At 55.0% G+C, this 20,675-nt stretch carries 16 protein-coding genes; 7 read left to right on the forward strand and 9 right to left on the reverse strand.

Annotated features, from left to right (window positions below; genetic code table 11):
* The 3 genes from Q4501_RS11330 to Q4501_RS11340 all read left to right on the forward strand — a co-directional run bounded on the left by Q4501_RS11330 (position 1) and on the right by Q4501_RS11340 (position 4,976).
* Complete coding sequence (locus Q4501_RS11330) at positions 1–1,884, forward strand: protein kinase (protein ID WP_303596347.1); 1,884 nt, start codon at positions 1–3, stop codon at positions 1,882–1,884.
* Between the two features lie 93 nt (positions 1,885–1,977).
* Positions 1,978–2,721, forward strand: coding sequence for a class I SAM-dependent methyltransferase (locus Q4501_RS11335; protein WP_303596348.1), 744 nt, complete (start codon positions 1,978–1,980; stop codon positions 2,719–2,721).
* Positions 2,722–2,807: 86 nt separating this feature from the next.
* The gene (locus tag Q4501_RS11340; protein ID WP_303596349.1) at positions 2,808–4,976 is read left to right on the forward strand and encodes a type VI secretion system Vgr family protein; all 2,169 of its coding nucleotides are present in this window, start codon (positions 2,808–2,810) and stop codon (positions 4,974–4,976) included.
* Between the two features lie 81 nt (positions 4,977–5,057).
* On the opposite strand, the gene Q4501_RS11345 is transcribed toward Q4501_RS11340, so the two are convergent.
* The 9 genes from Q4501_RS11345 to urtA all read right to left on the reverse strand — a co-directional run bounded on the left by Q4501_RS11345 (position 5,058) and on the right by urtA (position 13,886).
* Positions 5,058–5,411 carry a zinc ribbon domain-containing protein gene (locus Q4501_RS11345; RefSeq protein ID WP_303596350.1) on the reverse strand — a complete coding sequence of 118 codons (354 nt, stop codon included), beginning with the start codon at positions 5,409–5,411 and terminating at the stop codon, positions 5,058–5,060.
* Positions 5,412–5,417: 6 nt separating this feature from the next.
* Entirely contained in the window at positions 5,418–6,650 is a 1,233-nt protein-coding gene (fmdA, locus tag Q4501_RS11350) for a formamidase (protein WP_303596351.1), read from the reverse strand.
* Positions 6,651–6,786: 136 nt separating this feature from the next.
* Positions 6,787–7,830, reverse strand: a complete 1,044-nt coding sequence (locus tag Q4501_RS11355; RefSeq protein ID WP_303596352.1) for an AAA family ATPase — start codon at positions 7,828–7,830, stop codon at positions 6,787–6,789.
* Positions 7,831–7,845: 15 nt separating this feature from the next.
* Positions 7,846–8,892 (reverse strand): aliphatic amidase, encoded by a 1,047-nt coding sequence (locus Q4501_RS11360; protein ID WP_303596353.1) that lies wholly within the window; start codon positions 8,890–8,892, stop codon positions 7,846–7,848.
* A gap of 158 nt (positions 8,893–9,050) precedes the next feature.
* A complete protein-coding gene (gene urtE / locus Q4501_RS11365) occupies positions 9,051–9,740 on the reverse strand; it encodes an urea ABC transporter ATP-binding subunit UrtE (RefSeq protein ID WP_303596354.1) in 690 nt (229 codons plus the stop codon).
* Between the two features lie 2 nt (positions 9,741–9,742).
* Entirely contained in the window at positions 9,743–10,501 is a 759-nt protein-coding gene (gene urtD, locus Q4501_RS11370) for an urea ABC transporter ATP-binding protein UrtD (RefSeq protein ID WP_216007385.1), read from the reverse strand.
* The gene (urtC, locus tag Q4501_RS11375) at positions 10,501–11,688 is read right to left on the reverse strand and encodes an urea ABC transporter permease subunit UrtC (protein ID WP_303596355.1); all 1,188 of its coding nucleotides are present in this window, start codon (positions 11,686–11,688) and stop codon (positions 10,501–10,503) included. The genes urtD and urtC overlap by 1 nt, the downstream gene beginning before the upstream one ends.
* Positions 11,689–11,697: 9 nt before the next feature.
* Positions 11,698–12,624, reverse strand: coding sequence for an urea ABC transporter permease subunit UrtB (gene urtB / locus Q4501_RS11380; protein ID WP_303596356.1), 927 nt, complete (start codon positions 12,622–12,624; stop codon positions 11,698–11,700).
* An 83-nt stretch (positions 12,625–12,707) separates the two neighbouring features.
* Positions 12,708–13,886: an urea ABC transporter substrate-binding protein gene (urtA, locus tag Q4501_RS11385; RefSeq protein WP_303596825.1), complete on the reverse strand. Its 1,179-nt coding sequence runs from the start codon at positions 13,884–13,886 to the stop codon at positions 12,708–12,710.
* Positions 13,887–14,279: 393 nt separating this feature from the next.
* Here urtA and Q4501_RS11390 point away from each other — a divergent pair, with 393 nt between their 5' ends.
* From Q4501_RS11390 to Q4501_RS11405, 4 genes are all read left to right on the forward strand, one after another.
* A complete protein-coding gene (locus Q4501_RS11390; protein ID WP_303596357.1) occupies positions 14,280–17,663 on the forward strand; it encodes an ATP-binding protein in 3,384 nt (1,127 codons plus the stop codon).
* On the forward strand, positions 17,650–18,555 hold the full coding sequence (locus tag Q4501_RS11395; protein ID WP_303596358.1) for a response regulator: 906 nt from the start codon (positions 17,650–17,652) through the stop codon (positions 18,553–18,555). The genes Q4501_RS11390 and Q4501_RS11395 overlap by 14 nt, the downstream gene beginning before the upstream one ends.
* 105 nt (positions 18,556–18,660) lie before the next feature.
* The gene (locus tag Q4501_RS11400) at positions 18,661–19,791 is read left to right on the forward strand and encodes a hypothetical protein (RefSeq protein ID WP_303596359.1); all 1,131 of its coding nucleotides are present in this window, start codon (positions 18,661–18,663) and stop codon (positions 19,789–19,791) included.
* 37 nt (positions 19,792–19,828) lie between these two features.
* A complete protein-coding gene (locus Q4501_RS11405) occupies positions 19,829–20,674 on the forward strand; it encodes a DUF72 domain-containing protein (protein ID WP_303596360.1) in 846 nt (281 codons plus the stop codon).
* Position 20,675 lies beyond the last annotated feature (1 nt).

Raw genomic sequence — 20,675 nt, forward strand, 5'->3', positions numbered from 1 at the left:
ATGGCGCCATCAGACCCATCACAGCCGATGTCGCAGTCGCCGCAACCGTCCCAGCTGCAGCAATTCTACATCCCGGAAGAGCAGTCGGTTTATCTGCTCAGTCACGATGATGCGAGAAAGCTGAAAGACTGGGTTGCGTTGTGTACAACGCAGCTCCGGCAGATGGGCTACGACGATATCGCGATGATTGGTAAGGGCGCCTACGGCTTTGTGTTTTCCGGCCGGTTGCAGTTGGAAGGTGCGCGTGATCTCGAACACGTGTTCAAGTTCACCCGCATCACCCTGCCCCAACACCTTCACGACCGGCTGGAGGACGAAGCCTATATTCTGGAACAGGTAGAGCACCCCCGGGTACCTCGCCTGATCGCCTTTCACCGCGCCGGCAAACAGCCGATTCTGGTCATGGAGCGGGCACCCGGCTTTAACCTGGAGGAAGTGTCCCTGCAGCAAGGCCGGCTGAGCCCGCGTCTGATTATCCGCATCGCTGATCAGTTAGCCGATATCCTGCGCAATCTGCGGCGCGAGTCCGGCAGCGACAAACGCCCCATCGTGCATGGCGATATCAAGCCCTCCAATCTGGTCTTTGACGGAGAAACCGAGAACATTGCCCTGATCGACTGGGGCTCTTCGGTATTTGCCCAGCTGGACGCCAACCAACAGTTCCTGAGCCCCAATGTCATGGAATTGATGTCGGATAACCTGCAGCAGACCAACGCCCGCCTTGGCGACGTCTACTTCATTGGCGAAGAACAACTGTATGGCGGCTTATCTTCCCCGAGGTTTGACGAGCAAGGTGCAGCAGCCACCCTGTACGCGCTCGCCTCCGGACAGTCCTGCCGCTTTGGCCACCAGGCCATACCCGCCACATCGCTAGGATTACCCATGGAGTTCGCCCGCATGCTCGAAGGCATGCTGAACCCGGATCCTGAACGGCGCAGGCAGGCCGGTGACTATTATCTGAAAGAAATGCCCCGCATGGGGCGGACAGTGATGATCGACCTGCCAGAACCTGCACCCACACCGCTGGTACCAATCTGGACGCGGCTTTCCGGGCGGGAAATCGACACCGTGGTTTATAGTTCCCGGAAATCCTTTCTCCGTCAGGAAGGAGCTCCGGAAACCCTGAACGACGTCAACGACGTGCAACTCGACCGCTACTATAAAAACTTCATGCAGGGCATGGGGGAAACCGAAAAAGCGTTCCTGGCAGCCGTCAGCCGGCTTGGCCGTTACCCAGTGGAAGGCGGGCTGGCAGTGCGCTGGGAACCTGACGGTATTTACGTGGATACTTCGTTGAATCTGCACGACCCGGAGCTCAAAAACGCCTTCACCACGGCCGTGAACAACATGGTTAACCTGGCTCAGGCAATTTACCGCCAGGGTATCTTCAAAAGCTGCCTGTTCAACGCCCGGGATACTCTGCACATTGAGCGCGACGAGCCAGACCAACCATTCCTGGCACCACAGGAAATGCGAATACCCTATCAGGTAAGCTCGGCACCGGAAGTAGAAGACCGCTCACGGGTACACTCCTACTTTGAAGACGGTCCAGACCCGGAGGAATTTCTGGTACTGCCGCAAACCATTATCAAGTCCCTGGAAGCACTCAACACCATTCGCCACACCGGCATGATTATTTTTGAGGCATTGCCCCGCCATCTCAAAATTCACAGCCAGTACTGCCTGCTTGATCCGGAAAAAGAAGACGAGTTTCGCCAGCGACTGGACGAAATCCTGGCCGCCGTAAATCAGATCAGCGGGCTGGGTGTATCAGGCTTCATGAAGATGCCGTATAAGGACACTCGGTTCTTCCCCCACATCGAGCGACTGCCGGAACGGTATTATCCCCGGAATCCCAGACAGGAAGCTGCGGAAGCAAGCTAACTTCCGGCAATCATTTTATCTGCTTCGCAAACAGCCCTGATTGGTTTACGATGCGCCGCCATATCGCGTTCCCGCTAAAACCTTCAGGCTGCCATGTCCTCCAATTATCTGTACACCGATCTGTCTGGCTATTACGACTTAATGTGTTTGGATATCAGCTATCACGCACAAAGCTACGGCGTTCAGCGGCTGCATAAGCTGTTCGGCAATAACGGACAGACGCATCTGGACCTGGCCTGCGGGACCGGCCCTCATATTCGCCACTTTATTGACTTCGGATATCAGAGTAGCGGTCTGGACGTAAACCAGCCCATGCTGGATCAGGCAAAAAGCCGGTGCCCGGAAGCACAGCTTCTATTAGGCGACATGTGCGGTTTTGAGGTTGATGAACCTCTGGATTTGATCACCTGTTTTTTGTATTCCATCCACTACAGCGATGGCATCGAAAAGCTGGAGCAATGTGTTGCCAGCGCACATCGCGCGCTAAAACCAGGCGGCATGTTTTGCTTCAATTCCGTCGATAAAAACAAAATCGACAACAACCTGTTTGAACAACACACCGTCGTTCAAGGGGGTAGCCTTTTCACCTTCCGCTCCGCATGGCACTACCCTGGAGAGGGGGAAAAGCAGTCTCTGAAACTCAGCATCGAAAAAACAACCGGGGGCATCACCCACTCCTGGGAGGACGAACACCCTATGGTGGCTTCAGGTTTTGAAGAACTGACAAAAATCCTTCAGTCCTTTTTCGATGTTCATATTCTTGAGCACGACTACGAAAGGATCGTTCCGTGGGACAATACATCAGGAAACGCAATCTTTGTATGCGTGAAGGCATGACCCGGCCACTGGATTTTCCTGACCAGCACTGGTAACTTTCAGCTCAGATTTATCACCAGATAAACATACCTTCAAGGATTGAAGATATGCCCCAGGCAAACGGATTGCAGTTCACTGCGCGTGTCGGTGAGCTCTCCCCAGATGTATTTTCTGTCGTCAGTTTTGCACTTACCGAAGGTCTTTCGGAGCTTTTCCATGGCCGACTGATCATGGCTAGCACAAACCCCGGAATCCAGGCCTCCGATATACTGGAGCAACCGGTGAATCTGGTGGTCTGGCAGGACGGGATTCCCCTGCGCCGCTTTACCGGCGTGGTGAACGAGTTTGTCCGAGGCGACACAGGCCATCGCCGCACCCTCTACGAGGTGGTCATTCAGCCGCCACTATGGCGTTTGGGGCTGATGCACAACAGCCGTATATTCCAGACTCAAACCACTGACACCATAGTGCGCACCCTGCTGGAAGAAAGGGGTATTGTGGATTCGGTGTTTGATCTCAAGCGGGCGCCACAGGAGCGGGAATACTGCGTGCAGCACAGGGAAAGCGACCTGGCATTTATTGAGCGACTGGCAGCAGAGGAAGGCTGGCACTACCGGCACAAACACGGCAGCCTGGACGATGACAGCGAAGAAGAGAGACAGCCCTGTTTGATCCTTGCCGACCACCACGGCGACGCACCAAGGTTGGAAGCTGCCGATTACAATAGTAAAGCGGGCAGCAGCAGCCAACAGCCTGCGGTGTTCCGCTTCCGCTTTGAAGAAAGAGTTCGAGCCGCGTCCATTGCCATGAAGGACTATACCTTCAAGAATCCCGCCTACAACCTTCTGCACGAACAGAACGCCGCCAGCTCAAATCAACGCCAGGATTATCAACACTTCGATTACCCGGGCCGATTCAAAGCCGACTCTAGTGGTCAGTCGTTCACAGAAGCGCGCCTGGATGCACTCAGAAACGATGCCATCACCGCCAACGGCGAAAGTAACCGACCAGACTTCACCTGTGGTGCAAAAGTCGAACTCACCCACCACGAAACCGAAAAACTGAACCGTGACTGGCTACTGACTTCTGTAACCCATGTGGGCGATCAGCCCCAGGCACTGGCAGAAGAAAGTGGCACCGCGCCAACCACCTATCACAATCTGTTCGGCGCTGTCCCAGCTAATAAAACCTGGCGCCCCCTGTGCAACCACCGCCCGCTGATGGACGGCCCGCAAATTGCCATAGTGACAGGCCCCGAGGGTGAAGAGATTCACTGTGATGAGTTCGGCCGGGTAAAAGTGCGCTTCCCCTGGGACCGGCGCCAGCGGCGAAATGAGGTAGAGAACAAGAAGAACAACGAACACAGCAGTGCCTGGCTGCGCGTAAGCCAGGGCTGGGCGGGTGGGCAATATGGTTTCATGGCGCTGCCGAGAATTGGCCACGAAGTGATCGTGTCTTTTCTTGATGGCGATCCTGATCAGCCCATCATCACCGGCAGAACACACCACGCCACCAATACACCCCCTTATGCGCTACCTGAGCACAAAACCCGCACCACCCTGAGAACCCGGACACACAAGGGTGAAGGCAGTAACGAACTGCGCTTTGAGGATGAAGCAGATAGCGAACAAATCTACATCCACGCCCAGAAAGATCTCGACCTGCTTACGGAAAACAACCGCACTGAAGTCATCAAAAATGAGCGCCACCTGACCGTCGAGAACGATCAGTTCACCCATATCAAAAACCAGGATCACGCAACCGTAAACGGCGAGTACCGGGAAAACATCGGTGGCGACTTCAGCCTCACAGTTAACGGCAGCCATCACAGCAAATTCGGTAAAGCCCAACTCATCGGAGCAGGCAACGAGATACACCATAAGGCAGGCATGAAGATTGTTATTGAGGCCGGTGCAGAAGTAACCCTGAAAGCCGGCGGTAGTTTTGTGAAACTGGACCCGAGTGGCGTAACCCTCTTCGGGCCTCTGGTGAGGATGAATTCCGGAGGTGGCCCGGGCAGTGGCAGCAAGGTCTCAGCACAGGCCCCTCTGCGGCCCTCATCACTTTCTGCGCAGGAGCAACCTGACCATGCAACAGCAGAATTGGCGCGAGCGTCTGAACGACCGAGTGCTTCATACAAACCACTTTCGCCGAGCATGGCCCAGCAAACGAACAGGGCGGGCCTGTTAAAACAGGCTGCTCAGGAAGAAGCATTAACCGTGACTGCGTGTGTGTTCGATGAGCACGGGCGTTGCACCTTGCACCAACACACCTGAACTGTGCTCAACGCCACTGTATGCGAGGAACAAAAAAAGCCCCCGAAGGGGCTAAAACTTGAAACACTAAACGCAGTCTGATCAGTGACTGATCATCCAGGGCCGCATGGAGGGGAACATCTTTTTCCCGTCAGCGGTATAGAACAGCATGTGTTTGCCGTCTGATTTTTTCTTGCACCCACAGCTCTTGCGATGGTCTGCATCCCGTGCCCGTTGGTCCGCAGTGGAGATAATCGGCTCATGCCGGGCTTTCTCATTGCGGGCTTGCGCCTTGCGCAGCGCAGGGTCCATGGCGAGCACCTCTGGCGGCAGAAGGATCACTCGCGGCGACAGCACCTTACACTCTGGACAGTTTGCCGGATGGCCAGCTTCCGCTACTGTGCCTAGCTCCTTGAACAGACCGTGCTCGCGGCACTTGTAGTCATACAACGGCATGGCTTGTTACTCCTTGTCCGGAGACAGGGGTACGTCGATACCCGGGGTAACCATCTTCGTTGGGCCCTCTGCCGTGGGATTGATGTCAAAGTCGAAGATTTCGGTCGGCAACCACAGGGTTGCACAGGCATTGGGTACGTCTACCACACCACTGATATGGCCTTCGACCGGCGCGCAGCCAAGCAGTGCATAGCCCTGAGCTGGCGTATAACCAAATTTGGTCAGGTACTCAATGGCGTTCAGGCAGGCCTGGCGATAGGCTACCTGCACATCCAGGTAATGCTGCTGGCCTTCCTCATCCACCGAAATGCCTTCAAAGATCACGTAGTCTTCATAACGAGGCTTGATGGTACTGGGCTTGAACACCGGATTCTTGATGCCGTACTTGGACATACCATCCTTGATCAGATTTACCCGCAGGTGAATCCAACCAGCCATTTCGATCGCACCACAGAAGGTGATCTCACCGTCGCCCTGACTGAAGTGAAGATCGCCCACCGACAGGCCGGCACCTTTCACATAAACAGGGAAATAAGCTTTGGAACCCCGGGACAAATCCTTGATGTCGCAGTTGCCGCCGTGTTCGCGAGGAGGCACGGTACGGGCCGCTTCTGCTGCGGCTTCCTTGGCAGCGTCACCGGCCAGTTTACCCAAGTGGGCAGTGTCGGCATACGGCATGTTGGCCAGCCCAGGTACCCGGTTCGGTTCGGTGTCGTAAAGTTCTTTCTCCCGGCGGTTCCACTCCGTCAACATTTCTTTGGACGGCAAGCAGCCAATCAGACCGGGGTGAATCATGCCCGCGAATTCCACATTGGGAATATGGCGGGATTTGGTGAACATGCCGTTGAAGTCCCAGATGGATTTTTGGGCTTCGGGAAAATGCTCCGTAAGAAAGCCGCCGCCGTTTTTCTTGGCGAAGAAACCGTTAAAACCCCATTGGCTGTCCTGGAAGGCACCAATATCCAGAATGTCTACTTCTAACAGGTCACCGGGCTCTGCGCCTTCGACAGCAACAGGCCCCGAAAGGAAATGCACCTGAGTAAGATCCACGTCGCGGATATCGTCTGCGCAGTCGTCGTTTTTGATCTGCCCGCCGGTCCAGTCGTAACATTCCAGAACAAAATCATCTCCTGGCTTAACCGTCGCGGCCATGGGGATGTCCGGGTGCCAGCGGTTATGAATTTGCTCATTCTCGTAAGCAGATTTGCTTCTATCGATCTTGATCAGGGTTTCGGCCATAACGGGCGCTCCTAGGTTCTTGGCTTCAGGGTTCAAAGCGGTAACACGCAGTGCCCGAAGGCTTCCGCGCTGACGTGAATCACTATCGGTTATCGCCGCCGGGAGCGGTATTCGCAAAATGCCCCCGGCGCCTACGTCATTCGACGTATTGGTGCACTGTGACGGACCCGTTCTGCACGTCGGCCTCAAACCGTTGGCAGTCAGAATGGACCAGCAGCGCCTTCGCTACCGCCGGTTCCAATCGCTGGCGAAATGCCCGCAACATCTCCCGGGCACCATAGCGAGCATCGTAGCCACGACACAGCTCGACCCTAAGCTTAGTAGACAGAGACAGCTCTGCCTGTTTTTTACCCAAGCGGCGATTGAGACCTGCCAACTCTATGTCCAGCAGCGCCTCAAGCCAGTTATCAGTAAGGCTGTTAAAAGTTAGAATCTGATCAATACGGTTCAGAAATTCAGGGTCGAAATGTCGACGCAAAGCGACATCCCGCACAGACTCACTGTCACCGGGCGACAATCCGAGCCAACGGCGCCAACCCTTCTGATAGCGCTGTTCGTGCTCCTCGGCATCCAAAGCCCCGGCATTGCTTGTCATGAAGATCAGGGTGTTGCGGAAATCAATTTCACGGTTACCAGAGGGGAATACCAGCCGGCCGGTATCCAGAACATTCAACAGAGTGCGGACCACTTCCTTGCTGGCTTTCTCGATTTCATCGAACAGCACTATGCCTGGCTTGCTGAACGAGCCCTGGACCTTGTCCAGATCAAACAGGCTGTGGCCTTCTTTACTGCCCACGTAGCCTGGCGGTGCACCGGTAAGTGCAGCCGCGTAGTGTTCCTGGGCCAGGGTGTTCATATCGATACGACACAACCCATCCCGGTTACCATGAATAGCTTCGGCGATCAGACGTACGGTTTCGGTTTTACCAACCCCGGTGGGGCCAAGGAACAGATGCACCGCCAGCGGTCGATTTTCCTCGCCGATATCGGCCTTCACCCGCACCAGCATGGATTCCATCGCAGTCAGGGCCTCATCCTGCCCCACAATGTTCTCTCGTAGACGTGACATGACGACATCTGGCTCAAAGCGAAACCGGGAAGCACGAACCGGGCCTGAGGCGGCCCGGTTCTTTTCAATGGATTCCCGATTGGCTTCCAACCGCTCATTAATAAACGGCATCAGCGCCTCCCGGCTTTAAGCTCCTGCAGACTTTTCTTTCCCATCGAAGGGCAAGGAACCCACCGGGCACTCGGCGGTGCCGACGGTCTTCCTGGTCATTGCCTCAACATTCTCCTGGGCTTTCTGGGCATCCATTACCCAGGTACGGTAGAACTCGAACGGACAGTCCGCCACGCCCTTGTCGCCATCGCCGGAGCTATGAACGCCGGTGTAGCCACGGTGCAACAGTTTGAACAGATGGTTCTGGGACTGGTCATTGGCACGGGCATCGCGAATCTGGCTGATAGAAAGCTGGGCATACTGAATCCCCATATCTTCCTCACCACACTCACCCAAAGTGCGACCATCAAAGCCGATGATTGCCGAATGTCCGAAGTATGAATAGACACCGTCGAAGCCGGATGCGTTCGCAACCGCCACATAGCAGTTATTCGCCCAGGCCATGCTCTTGGACATCATCACCTGCTGTTCCTTGGCCGGATACATATAGCCCTGGCAACGGACGATCAACTCGGCACCTTTCATGGCGCAATCCCGCCAGATTTCCGGGTAGTTGCCGTCATCACAGATGATCAGACTGATTTTCATGCCCTTCGGGCCTTCGCTGACGTATGTGGTATCACCCGGATACCAGCCTTCGATCGGGCACCAGGGAATACATTTGCGGTACTTCTGAACAATCTCACCTTCGTTATTGATGAGAATCAAAGTGTTATAGGGGGCCTTATTGGGGTGGTCCTCATGACGCTCGCCAGTCAGGGAGAAAATACCCCAGGTATTGGCTTCACGGCAGGCGGCGGAGAAAATCGCCGTTTCATCGCCAGGAATCATAGCGGCGGTTTCCATCATCTCGTCGTTGTCGTACATGATGCCCATGGTGCTGTATTCCGGGAACACCACCAGATCCATACCCGGCAGGCCGACTTTCATACCCTTGATCATGTCCGCAATCTTGCGGGCGTTATCCAACACCTCGGCTTTGGTATGTAACCGGGGCATCTTGTAGTTCACTACCGCCACACCAACGGTATCGTTACTGCTGGAAATATCACCGTGTCTCATAAATTACTCTCCCGAAAATCTTACTCAGAATTTTGGGCCGCTGGGGCGGGACACTTCTTCCGAAACCGTACGCGGCAGGAATGCCGCGTCCGAGACTACATGGATGTATTCACGGCGAGTTTCGGAAGAAGTATCCCGCCGCAGCGGCTTGCACCAAACTAAACAGCCAGATAACTGGCAATCTTCTCCTGATCTGCCTCGGCCCGGCTCTCTTCATGGACGATCGCGCCCTTCTCGATCACCAGAATCCGGTCCGCAGCATCCATTACAAAACTCAAAACCTGCTCCGAGACCACAATTGACAGCCCACGCTCATCGCGTATGCGTCGCAGGGTTTGAGCAATTTCTTTGATAATGTTCGGCTGAATGCCTTCAGTGGGCTCGTCGAGCAGCAGCACCTTCGGCCGCGTCGCCAATGCCCGGGCAATAGCCAACTGTTGCTGTTGCCCCCCCGACAGGTTGCCGCCGCGCCGGTTCTGCATTTCCTTCAGCACCGGAAACATTTCATACAGATCTTCCGGTACCTTCTTCTCGCCCACTGCGGCGAGCCCGGTTTCAATGTTCTCCCGCACCGTGAGCGTCGGAAAGATCATCCGCCCCTGAGGAACAAAGCCGATGCCAGCGCGCACACGCTGAAAACTTTTGAGGCGGGTCAGATCAACACCGTCCAGGCTGACTTCGCCCCCTTTGGTTGGCGTCATGCCAACAAGAGATTTCATCAGTGTGGTCTTGCCCATGCCATTGCGGCCAACCACAGCCACAATCTCGTTTTTTTTCACATCGAGGTTCAGGTCCTGGATGATGGTGCTTTGGCCATAGGCCACCAAATGATGTTTGATGCTTAACATGATCAATGCCCCAGGTAGACTTCGATGACTTTAGGATCTGACTTCACGTGATCGATGGATCCTTCCGAGAGAACCTTGCCCTGGTGCATGACCGTGACCCGGTCAGCGATATCGCCGACAAACTGCATGTCATGCTCAATAACCAGAACCGTATGATCCTTGGTGATCACCCGGAGCAGTTCCGCCGTTTTCTTCCTTTCCGCCACAGACATGCCGGCCACCGGTTCATCAAGCATCAGCAGGTCTGGTTTCTGAATCAGTAGCATGCCGATCTCCAGCCACTGTTTCTGGCCGTGGCTGAGGAGCGCAGCAGGTTCGTGCAGGGCTTCGGTGAGGAAGATGGTTTTCGCTACGTCTTCAACAGCCTCAATAACCGCCGCATCCCGCTTGAACGCAAGCGCACCGATCACACTGTGGCCTTGTGGATAGGAGACCTCGAGGTTCTCGAATACCGTCAAGTCCTCAAACACCGACGGGGTCTGGAACTTCCGGCCAACGCCCGAATGAACAATCTGGTGCTCTTTGAGTTTGGTCAGTTCCTTCCCCGCGAATTTGATGGACCCGGATGTGGCCTTGGTTTTGCCGCAAATCAGATCAAGAACCGTGGTCTTACCCGCGCCGTTAGGGCCAATGATGACCCGGATTTCCTTGGGGTCCAGATAGAAGGACAGGTCGTCCACTGCCTTGAAACCATCGAAGGAGACGGTCAGGCCTTCAACTGCCAGCAGAAAATCCCCGCTTTTGCTCTTGGCTATGCTCATCACGATTTCTCCGGGCTGTAGGTGTTTGCCATCGGACTGTAGTCATCGGCTTTTTCAGCAGTCTGACTGGTCCCCACAGGTACGGCTTTACTCTTGTTGCGCTTGAATACCTTGTCTTCCAGGGGCATAACGTAGCTCTTGTAGAGACCCGCAAGGCCATCCGGGAACGCCAGCACCACGCCGATGAACAGGGCACCCATGGCAAAAGGCCAAAGCTCGGGGAAAGACTCGGAGAAACCACTCTTGGCGGCATTTACCAGCAGAGCACCGTAAACGGCACCAAGGATGGACAGTCGGCCACCAAGGGCACAGAAGATGACCATCTCGATGGAGGCAACGATGCCAATGAACGACGGCGACATGAAGCCCACCAAAAGGGTAAACAGAGCGCCACCAATGCCGGCGAACGCCGCAGCCAGGCAGAATACGAAGATCTTGAAAGCCGCGACGTCATAGCCGGAGAAACGCACTCGCATCTCCTGAGCGTTCATTGCAACCAGAATACGGCCGAGTTTACGGTTCTGAACAAGACGTGCTGCAAACAAGCAGAGGAACAGCATACCGACGCAGATGAAGTACAGGATATTTCTGGCCTCATCGGTGCGGATGTCCCAGCCCATGAGGGTCTGCAAATCGGTAATACCATTCACGCCACCGGTATAACCCTGTTGTCCGATAATCAGGATGGTCAGGACCGCAGCGATAGCCTGGGTGATGATGGCGAAATACACGCCACCCACACGCCGGGTGAACATGGCCACACCGATCACGAACGCCAGCAGAACCGGCACACCAACAACAGCCAACAAGGTAAACGAGAAGCTGTGGAACGGTTCCCAGAACCACGGCAGCTCGGTGAGCTGGTTCCAGTCCATGAAGTCCGGGATGCCGGGCGTGGACTGAATAGCTGTGGCCTCAGGCGTGGAGGCCTCCAGTTTAAGGAACATGGCCATGCAGTAGCCGCCAAGACCAAAGAACACGCCCTGGCCCAGGCTGAGGATGCCAGCCTTGCCCCAGCACATCACCAGGCCAATCGCAACGAATGCATAAGTCAGATACTTACCCACCATGTTCAGGCGGAACGAATCCAGCGTAAGCGGCAAAAGAACCACCAGCAGGAAGGCCAATGCCAGGTAATACAGTCCCTCTCGGGAGACAAACCACTTCATAAGGGATGAATGCTTCATGACAATCTCCTAGCGACGGACCTTCAGGGCCATAAGTCCTTCCGGACGTATCATCAGAATTCCGATAACAACCAGCAGGGTCAGTACCTTGGCCATGGAACCACTGAGGAAGAACTCCATGGTGGACTGGGCCTGCGAGATACCGAAGGCAGATACAATCGTGCCGATCAGGCTTTGGGCACCGCCAAACACCACAACCAGGAAGGTATCAACGATGTAGGCCTGTCCGGACGAGGGGCCGGTGGAGCCAATCATGGTGAATGCAGCTCCGGCAATACCGGCAATGCCGCAGCCAAGAGCAAAGGTAGCCCGGTCTATACCCGCACTGTTGATGCCCACGGCTTCCGCCATGGGGCGATTCTGAACCACAGCACGAACCTTCTTGCCGTAGCCGGAGCGATACATAAGCAAGTACACACCCACCGCGACCGAAAGTGCGATGACCATAACGAAGAGGCCGTTGATTGGCAGGTCGACCATTTCGGTTACCGGGATTGCACCCATCATCCATTCTGGTAGATCAACACCCACTTCCCGGGCTCCGAAGATAGAGCGGTACGCCTGCTGCATGATCAGGCTCAGGCCCCAGGTGGCAAGCAGAGTGTCGAGGGGGCGGTGGTAGAGATGCCGTATCATGAGCCACTCAACGAGTGCTCCCAGCGCGGCACAAATAAAGAAGGCCAGAACCATGGCGATAAAGAAGTAACCGCTGAATAGTCCTGGCAGATAGGATTGGAAAAATCCGGATGTCAGATACGTTGTGTAGGCACCGAGGATCATGAACTCCCCGTGGGCCATGTTGATCACACCCATCTGACCAAAAATAATTGCAAGGCCCAAGGCCATCAGCACGAAGACTGAAAACAGGGAGAGCCCGGCAAACCCCTGCATGGCAAATATCGACATCAATTCACTGCTGGTGTAGCCATCGAACATGACCCAATCTCCCGTTCAAACCAACGTACTTCCCGTTATAGCGACAATGGACGCCGGCGCCCGAAGGCACCGGCTATCCGGTCTTACTGGTAACCTTCCGGGAACGGATCTGGTTCCATCAGTTCTTCGGTCTCGTAAACCACTTTGTACTGGCCATCAAGCTGAGCCTGACCGATACGGGTTTTGGACCAGAGGTGATGGTTCTCGTGGATACGCACATAGCCTTCAGGTGCCTTGTCGAACTCGATGCCAGCGAACTCTTCGCGGATCTTGTCGATATCGAAGGAACCTGCCTTCTCAACCGCTGCTTTCCACAACCATGGGCCGAGGTAGGCCGCCTGAGTTACGTCGCCGATAACCATGTCATCGCCGTAGGCTTCCTTGAACGCCGCAACAAACTCTTTGTTGTTGGGGTTATCAAGGCTCTGGAAGTACTTCATGGACGCATAGATACCTTCCACGTTCTCACCACCGATACCGCGGATTTCGTCCTCGGTTACAGAGATGGTCAGCAGCAGAGGCTTCTCGTCGGTGAAATCAACACCCGCAGCTTTCATCTGCTTGTAGAAAGCTACGTTGGAGCCGCCCACAACTGATGCGAAGATCACGTCAGGCTTACGAAGCTTGATTTTGTTGATAACCGAGTTGAACTGGGTATGGCCCAGTGGGTAGTACTCTTCACCCACCACTTTCAGGCCCAGCTTGTCGATGTGCTTACGGGCAATCTTGTTGGAAGTACGTGGCCAGATATAATCCGAACCCAGCAGGTAGAATGTCTTGGCACCTTTGGTTTCAACTGCCCAGTCGATACTTGCGAGAATTTGCTGAGTCGCTTCCTGTCCGGTGTAGACAACGTTGGGGGACTGCTCCAGACCCTCATAGAACGTCGGGTAGTACAGCATGCCGTTAAACTGTTCAATTACCGGCAGGATGGCTTTACGTGATGCGGAGGTCCAGGCACCGAAAATAGCCGCAACATTGTCCTGACGCAGCAACTTACGGGTTTTCTCAGCGAAGGTCGGCCAGTCACTGGCGCCATCTTCCTGAACATATTCAATCTGGCGTCCGAGAACGCCGCCCGAGGCATTGATCTGATCGATGGCAAGTTTTTCCGCCTGCACCGAACCGATCTCACTGATCGCCATTGTGCCGGTGATTGAGTGCAGAATACCGACCGTGACGGTGTCATCGGTAACCGCCAGCCCTGTGGTGTTGACCTCAGCTGTGCTCGGCGTGGCCGCTTGCACAGATGTCGCCAGCATGACGGACGCCGCCAGTGTCATCAGGCTCTTTCGAAACCCTGATCTTTTGCCATCTGACCGCCCAATGGCGGTTGTATCTGTCGTACCCATGGTGAATCCTCACAGTGTTTGGAAAGCCGGTGCTGCGCACCCTCAGGAGAGCACAGCGCCTACCCCAAACATTCTGCTAGACCCCTTCATAGGCGCCCATTCGGTAATCGCCCCAGCAGACTACGTCATTTGACGCATTCCTTCTGCACAGGCCAATACCTCACTCGCACGGTATAATCAGATCCGTTCACTCCCGCAAGGTGAAATCTGGCATAAAAGTTGTAAATACCTCCCTGCCCGACATAAAGAAGCACTATAACGCACCAAAATCGGGCAACCTTCATATACAGAGACAAGACAGCAATGGCGGCAACACAGAATATCTTCAGGGTCAGGCGTCGATACAACCAATGGGTCGCCAACCAGACGCTCGAAGACTACGCCCTGCGTTTCACCGCCAAGAGCGCTCGACGCTGGTCTGCAGGAAGGGTGTCCAATACAGCTCTGGGCGCAATCTCATTTCTGGCCATGGAAGCCATTGGCGGCTCCATCACCTTGTACTACGGCTTTGACAACGCGGTGGCGGCTATTCTTGCGGTCGGTCTCATGATCTTTCTGACTGCAATCCCTATCAGTTACTACGCTGCACGCTACGGTGTGGATATTGACCTGCTCACCCGCGGCGCCGGCTTTGGCTATATCGGCTCAACCATCACATCGCTCATATACGCCAGCTTCACGTTCATTTTTTTCGCCATAGAAGCTGCCATCATGGCCATGGCCCTGGAAATGCTGTTCGATATTCCCCTGGTGATTGGCTATCTGATCTGCGCAGTAGCCGTTATCCCTCTCGTCATACACGGCATTACTACCATAAGCCGGTTTCAGGTTTGGACGCAGCCTGTATGGATTCTGTTACAGCTGGCTCCCTTCGTATTCATAATTTACGCCGACGCCTCTTCCGTCGGCGACTGGACACAGTTTGAAGGTCTCAGCCCTGTGGCCGGGCAAGGGCTCAATGTGATGGCGTTTGGCGCTGCGGCAGCGGTTGTTTTCTCTCTCATCGCCCAAATCGGCGAACAGGTGGATTTTCTTCGTTTTATTCCTGAACCCCAGAACCAGAAAGAAAAACGCCGCTGGTGGTTAGCCGTCATGGCCGGTGGGCCAGGCTGGATTGTAGTCGGCATATTCAAGATTCTGGCCGGATCGTTTCTGGCCGTACTTGCACTAAATCAGGGCATTTCTGTGACGGAGGCGGCCGATCCGACCCAGATGTACCTTGTGGCATTCAACTACATCACCCATTCCCCGGAAATATCCCTGGCATTGGCGGGCATTTTTGTAATTCTATGCCAGCTTAAAATCAACGTGACCAACGCTTACGCCGGCTCTATCGCATGGTCAAACTTCTTCTCCCGTTTGACTCACAGCCACCCGGGGCGCGTAGTCTGGTTGTTTTTCAACGTGGCTATTGCACTGCTGGTCATGGAATTGGGAGTGTACCGGGCGCTTGAGGAAACCCTGGGCTTCTACGGCATTATTGCCATCGGCTGGGTCGGAGCACTGGTGGCTGACCTGGTGATCAACAAACCGCTTGGCTTCAGCCCTCCTCATATCGAGTTCAAGCGGGCACACCTTTATGACATCAACCCCGTAGGCGTTGGCGCCATGCTGGCGGCCTCCGTGGTAGGTATTACCTGTCATACCGGTGCCTTTGGAATGTACGCTCAGGCCTTGTCCCACTTCATTGCACTGGGCACTGCCCTGATAACGGCACCGCTGATCGCCTGGCAAACGGGAGGACGCTTTTATACGGCTCGCCCTTTCGTTCTGCTTGCCACGGACCATCAACTGGTGCAGTGCACCATCTGCGAGCACAGCTTCGAACCTGAAGATGTTACCAGCTGCCCCGCCTATGCGGGCATCATATGCTCCCTGTGTTGCTCACTTGATGCCCGTTGTGGTGACTCCTGCAAGCCTGGCGCGGGCTATCACGAGCAGCTCCAGGAATTTCTGAGCAAACTGATTCCTCAAGCAATACTGAACCGCCTGCGTTCTCGTCTTGGCCATTTTCTGACGCTTCTTCTGTTGATCAACGGGTTATCAGGCCTGCTGTTGTCACTCATTTACTTTAAAACACCCGTCGCCTCGGTACCTGAAGCCCTGGTGCTTTCCATTACCTTGTGGAAGGTTTTCTTTATCCTTCTGATTGTCACCGGGGTGATCTGCTGGCTGTTTGTTCTGGCCCATGAAAGCCGCGTGGTTGCCGAAGAAGAATCCCGGCGGCAAACCCGGCTGCTGACGGAAGAAATCGTTGCGCACAAAAGGACTGACCAGGCTTTACAGGAGGCCAAGGAGCAGGCGGAGGCAGCCAATGGTGCCAAGAGTCGGTATCTGACTGGGATCAGCCACGAACTTCGGTCCCCGCTCAATTCGATTCTGGGATATGCCCAGCTGATGGAGAATGACGAGGCGATACCAGCTCATCGAAAAGAAGCCGTGGGCGTCATCCGCAACAGCGGAGAGTATCTCGCGGACCTGATTGAGGGGCTTCTGGACATTTCCAAGATTGAAGCCGGGCGCCTGGATCTTCACCGGGACAAGGTGCGTATAGGGTTACTGATGGAACAAGTGGTTACCATGTTCCGGTTACAGGCTGAAGAAAAAGGGCTGGCGTTTGATTACCACTGCCCAAATCCCCTACCCGAGGTCGTGACCACCGATGAGAAGCGTCTGCGCCAGATCCTAATTAACCTGCTGTCCAATGCGATCAAATATACGGACCACGGGAGCGTTTCTCTGACCTTGCGCTACCGCAGTCAGGTAGCGGAGTTTACGGTCAGGGATTCGGGTGAGGGGATTGCAGAGGAAAACATTGAACGTATTTTCCGCCCCTTTGAGCGTATTCGCCTCCCCGGGGAGAGCCGCATAGGCACCGGCCTGGGACTGACGATCACCCGTCTACTCACCGAAATCATGGGTGGCGACATCAGCGTGGACAGCAAACTGGGCCATGGCAGCACTTTTAAAGTCAGCCTTATGCTGTCCAGTGTTCACAGTTCCACCCCACGCTCCACCTCCGCTCCAACCCGTCGAATTTATGGTTATCAGGGAGTCCGGCGCAAAGTTCTTCTGGTCGACGACGATCCCTCAAATCGCCAGGTGATCCGCGCCATGCTGTCACCGCTTGGCTTCGAAATCATTGACACCGGCAATGCCCTCAAGGTTCTGGAGACCGTTGAAGCAGAACGACCGGACCTGATTCTGATGGACGTATCCATGCCAGGCAAAACCGGCTGGGAAGTTCTCGAGCAGTTGCGTGCGGAAAAGCATACTATGCCGGTAGTCATGGTGTCCGCCGATGCCAACGAGGGCCATCACTCGGTGGAATCCACCCCACTGTACGATGATTACATCATTAAACCCGTGCGGCTGAACTTACTGCTTGACACCATTGCCCGGGTGATGGACCTGGGCTGGCGCTTCGAAAAGAGCGCCGAACCGCTGGCACCACTGCAGTTGCCTGAAGCCGGCGCTCTTCCGCTCCCCGATATAGCGCACCGGCTAGCGCTCGCGAGCCTGGCTCGAATAGGCCACCGCAAGGGCCTTCTGGAATCCCTGCACGGCCTGAAACACAATGGTGAGGCTGACGAGCGGTTTACTCGTGAGCTGACAAGTCTCACCAACGACTTCCAGTTTGAGAAAATAATTGAACTCCTTAAGGTAGCCGAACATGAAGCCTCATGATGACCGTAAAACCGTTGTAATGGTCGTAGATGACGCGATCGACTCCATCCGAATGATCAGCGATGCGCTGGAGGAAGCGGGCATGACCGTACTGGTTGCGCTGGAAGGCAATCAGGCGCTGACCATCAGCCAGAACATCACTCCTGATGTTGTACTCATGGATGCGCTCATGCCCCATATGGATGGCTTCGAAACCTGCAGGCGCCTCAAGGAAAATCCGGCCTTCACCGATATCCCTATTATCTTCATGACGGGCCTGAGTGATACCGAACATGTCGTAATGGGACTGAAAGCCGGCGGTGTCGATTACGTTACCAAGCCCATCAATACCACTGAACTATTGGCCCGTATGGATGTGCATCTGGCCAACGCCCGTATGACACGAAGCGCCAGAAGTGCGCTGGATACGGCCGGCCAAAACCTGTTCGCGGTGGACCGGGAAGGTAACCTGCTCTGGGGCACCCCCCAGGTATGCCGGTGTCTGCCTGATATTGGCCACCCTGAATTTCAGGAGATTCGAAGCAAACTCTCTGAATGGCTGGGCCACAACCTGGAGCCCGGACACCAGATGCCGTTGCATGCTCTGGATACACAACACTCGGTAGAATATCTGACATTGGTAGATGGCCAGGAATACCTGCTTCGGCTGAAAACACCGCAAAGCCAATCCAGTGCCACCGCAGCCCTGAGGGACAGGTTCAAGCTGACATTGCGTGAGTCCGACGTATTATTGTGGATCGCTAATGGCAAGACCAACCGGGAAATAGCGCAAATTCTGGACATGAGCCCCCGCACTGTGAACAAGCACCTGGAGCAAGTGTTCCGCAAGCTGGGCGTCGAAAACCGGACCTCTGCTGCCGCCACGGCCATTCGCCTGCTGGCTACACAGTAATCGTATCAGTACATTTCTACGGCCACCTGCCCCATACAACCACCTGTTACACTCTGGTCAGGCTAGACTGATCGGCATGTACAACCCATATCCGGTGGTGATCATTTGAAAAAGCTACTTCTGATTTGTGGCATAGCCCTGCTGATGGCGGCTATTTTCAGCACAACCTCCCAGCCAGTCCCCATAGAGCAGAAGCTGATTAACATTCACGCCAGCGACGTGCTTGGTGACTTCCATGGCATTGAGCAGGAGTCCGTCGACATTCAGGCGATACTGCTGGACATGTCAGACGACCCTCTGCTGCTTTTGAAAGCCCAGGCCTCGTTCATACGTTATCCCGACATGGCCCGAAATCTGTTCCCACTCTACGCAGCAGAGCCCGAGTTTCGGGATATTCTCAGGCACTACGGCGAGGACGTTCTGCTACCCATTCAACACTTTGTAAACCAGCCCATCAGTACGATCGAGTGGATGAACAAGGCGTCTCGTCAGTATCAGGCCGCCAAACGTTACTTTACAGGTGCTAACGAGGCTTCAAAGCCCGACAGTCAGTCATCAAATGGAGAGAGCGATGACCTCTCACCGGAAGAGCGCGGCTGGTACGCCGTCAACTTCATTCAGAGCGAAGGCCACGACTTTTTGGGCCAATTTATTGTGGATAGTCAGGGCGACACTCAGTGGATCGGCACGGAGCGTGTGCTGGAAGGCGTGAATCAGTTTTTTGCCAGTGGCCTTCGTGATCTGGAACGGAACTACCGGTTGGGCAATGAGATTACCGCCGGTGATATTGGCTGGGCATCGGTGGACATGCTGGTTTTTGCCAGTGCCGTCAAAGTACTCCGCGTTGGTCGTGCTGCCGCCGTCACCACCAAGAATGCTAGCCGCGGCACTCGTTCTGCGGCTCTGGCGGCCCGGGTGTCACGCAGCGGGAAAATGGTTCTGAGCAGCGCCCGTTATGCCAAATGGCCAGTTATTATCGGTGCAGGCTACCTGATTATCACCCACCCCAGCATTATCAATGATCTGTTTGCAGGTGTGGCGGATGTGCTTGGCTACCCAGTGGTTGTCGTTCAGTTCGTGGGCTGGCTGTTACTGCTTGTTCCTGCGCTTTACATCGGTAGTTGGCTGCTATGGTTAGTGGCACCCTTTCTGATGGGACTGTTCAGAGCTTTGAGCCTTCTGGTGGCGGCTTTGAGCGGCCGCCGGCATCGTCATTCCGGATACGGTAAGCTATAACGCAACCTGAAAGCCTCACGTTCCGGAATCGCTGACCATGGCACTCCCCTATTTTCTTGGCTGCCCCCAGTGGCAACACCCCGCGTGGAGTCGAGGGCTACCACAGGGCAAAAGCCCGCTGAATCGTTACAGCCAGGTGTTTAACTGTGTTGAGGGCAACACAACCTTTTACGCGACGCCCAGCCAGGAGCAATGCCAGCAATGGCGATCCCAGGTGCCAGACGACTTCCGCTTTTTACTCAAGTTTCCACGTGCCATCACTCACGACCGACTGCTCTCTGGAGTAGACGCGGGCGTACGGGACTTTCTGGCGGTTGTTGCGCCACTGGAGGATGTACTCGGCCCGTTTCTGCTGCAGCTTCCTGCGGCATTTGGGCCAGAACACCTGGGCAATCTCTGGCAATTTGTTGATGGTTTGCCTGCGCCCCTGCAATGTACCGTTGAAGTCCGAAACAGCGCTTTTTTCAGCAAAGGAGAGGCGGAAAAAACGCTGAACCGTGGCCTCCGTGAACGCAGCATCGCACGCGTATGCATGGATACCCGGGCTCTGTTTTCGGCTACGCCGGATAGTGAAATCACCATTGAAGCCCAACGCAAGAAGCCTCGAGTGCCTGTGCATTTGCTTCCAGGCGACGCAGCTCCGGTAATCCGCTACATCGGCCACCCGGATCTGGAGTCCAACCGGCGGTATCTCGCGCCCTGGGTCGAGAGAGTTGCCAACTGGATCGAAGAAGAACGTCGACCGTATTTTTTCCTGCACATGCCGGATATTGGCGATGCTCTCTCCCTGACAGAAATCTGGACGGAGCTTCTGAGCAAGCGAGTAGATGGGCTGGAGCCCATGCATTTCAAAGAAGAACAGCCCCAAATGGGGCTGTTTTGAA

Source organism: Marinobacter sp. 2_MG-2023 (assembly GCF_030546935.1).
In the GTDB taxonomy this organism is placed as follows: Bacteria; Pseudomonadota; Gammaproteobacteria; order Pseudomonadales; family Oleiphilaceae; genus Marinobacter.

What these genes read in the sequence shown, in the direction of transcription:
- Q4501_RS11330 (WP_303596347.1), top strand. Translation starts at nt 1, where the DNA reads ATGGCGCCATCAGACCCATCACAGCCGATGTCGCAGTCGCCGCAACCG.
- Q4501_RS11335 (WP_303596348.1), top strand. Translation starts at nt 1,978, where the DNA reads ATGTCCTCCAATTATCTGTACACCGATCTGTCTGGCTATTACGACTTA.
- Q4501_RS11340 (WP_303596349.1), top strand. Translation starts at nt 2,808, where the DNA reads ATGCCCCAGGCAAACGGATTGCAGTTCACTGCGCGTGTCGGTGAGCTC.
- Q4501_RS11345 (WP_303596350.1), bottom strand. Translation starts at nt 5,411, where the DNA reads ATGCCGTTGTATGACTACAAGTGCCGCGAGCACGGTCTGTTCAAGGAG.
- fmdA (WP_303596351.1), bottom strand. Translation starts at nt 6,650, where the DNA reads ATGGCCGAAACCCTGATCAAGATCGATAGAAGCAAATCTGCTTACGAG.
- Q4501_RS11355 (WP_303596352.1), bottom strand. Translation starts at nt 7,830, where the DNA reads ATGCCGTTTATTAATGAGCGGTTGGAAGCCAATCGGGAATCCATTGAA.
- Q4501_RS11360 (WP_303596353.1), bottom strand. Translation starts at nt 8,892, where the DNA reads ATGAGACACGGTGATATTTCCAGCAGTAACGATACCGTTGGTGTGGCG.
- urtE (WP_303596354.1), bottom strand. Translation starts at nt 9,740, where the DNA reads ATGTTAAGCATCAAACATCATTTGGTGGCCTATGGCCAAAGCACCATC.
- urtD (WP_216007385.1), bottom strand. Translation starts at nt 10,501, where the DNA reads ATGAGCATAGCCAAGAGCAAAAGCGGGGATTTTCTGCTGGCAGTTGAA.
- urtC (WP_303596355.1), bottom strand. Translation starts at nt 11,688, where the DNA reads ATGAAGCATTCATCCCTTATGAAGTGGTTTGTCTCCCGAGAGGGACTG.
- urtB (WP_303596356.1), bottom strand. Translation starts at nt 12,624, where the DNA reads ATGTTCGATGGCTACACCAGCAGTGAATTGATGTCGATATTTGCCATG.
- urtA (WP_303596825.1), bottom strand. Translation starts at nt 13,886, where the DNA reads ATGCTGGCGACATCTGTGCAAGCGGCCACGCCGAGCACAGCTGAGGTC.
- Q4501_RS11390 (WP_303596357.1), top strand. Translation starts at nt 14,280, where the DNA reads ATGGCGGCAACACAGAATATCTTCAGGGTCAGGCGTCGATACAACCAA.
- Q4501_RS11395 (WP_303596358.1), top strand. Translation starts at nt 17,650, where the DNA reads ATGAAGCCTCATGATGACCGTAAAACCGTTGTAATGGTCGTAGATGAC.
- Q4501_RS11405 (WP_303596360.1), top strand. Translation starts at nt 19,829, where the DNA reads ATGGCACTCCCCTATTTTCTTGGCTGCCCCCAGTGGCAACACCCCGCG.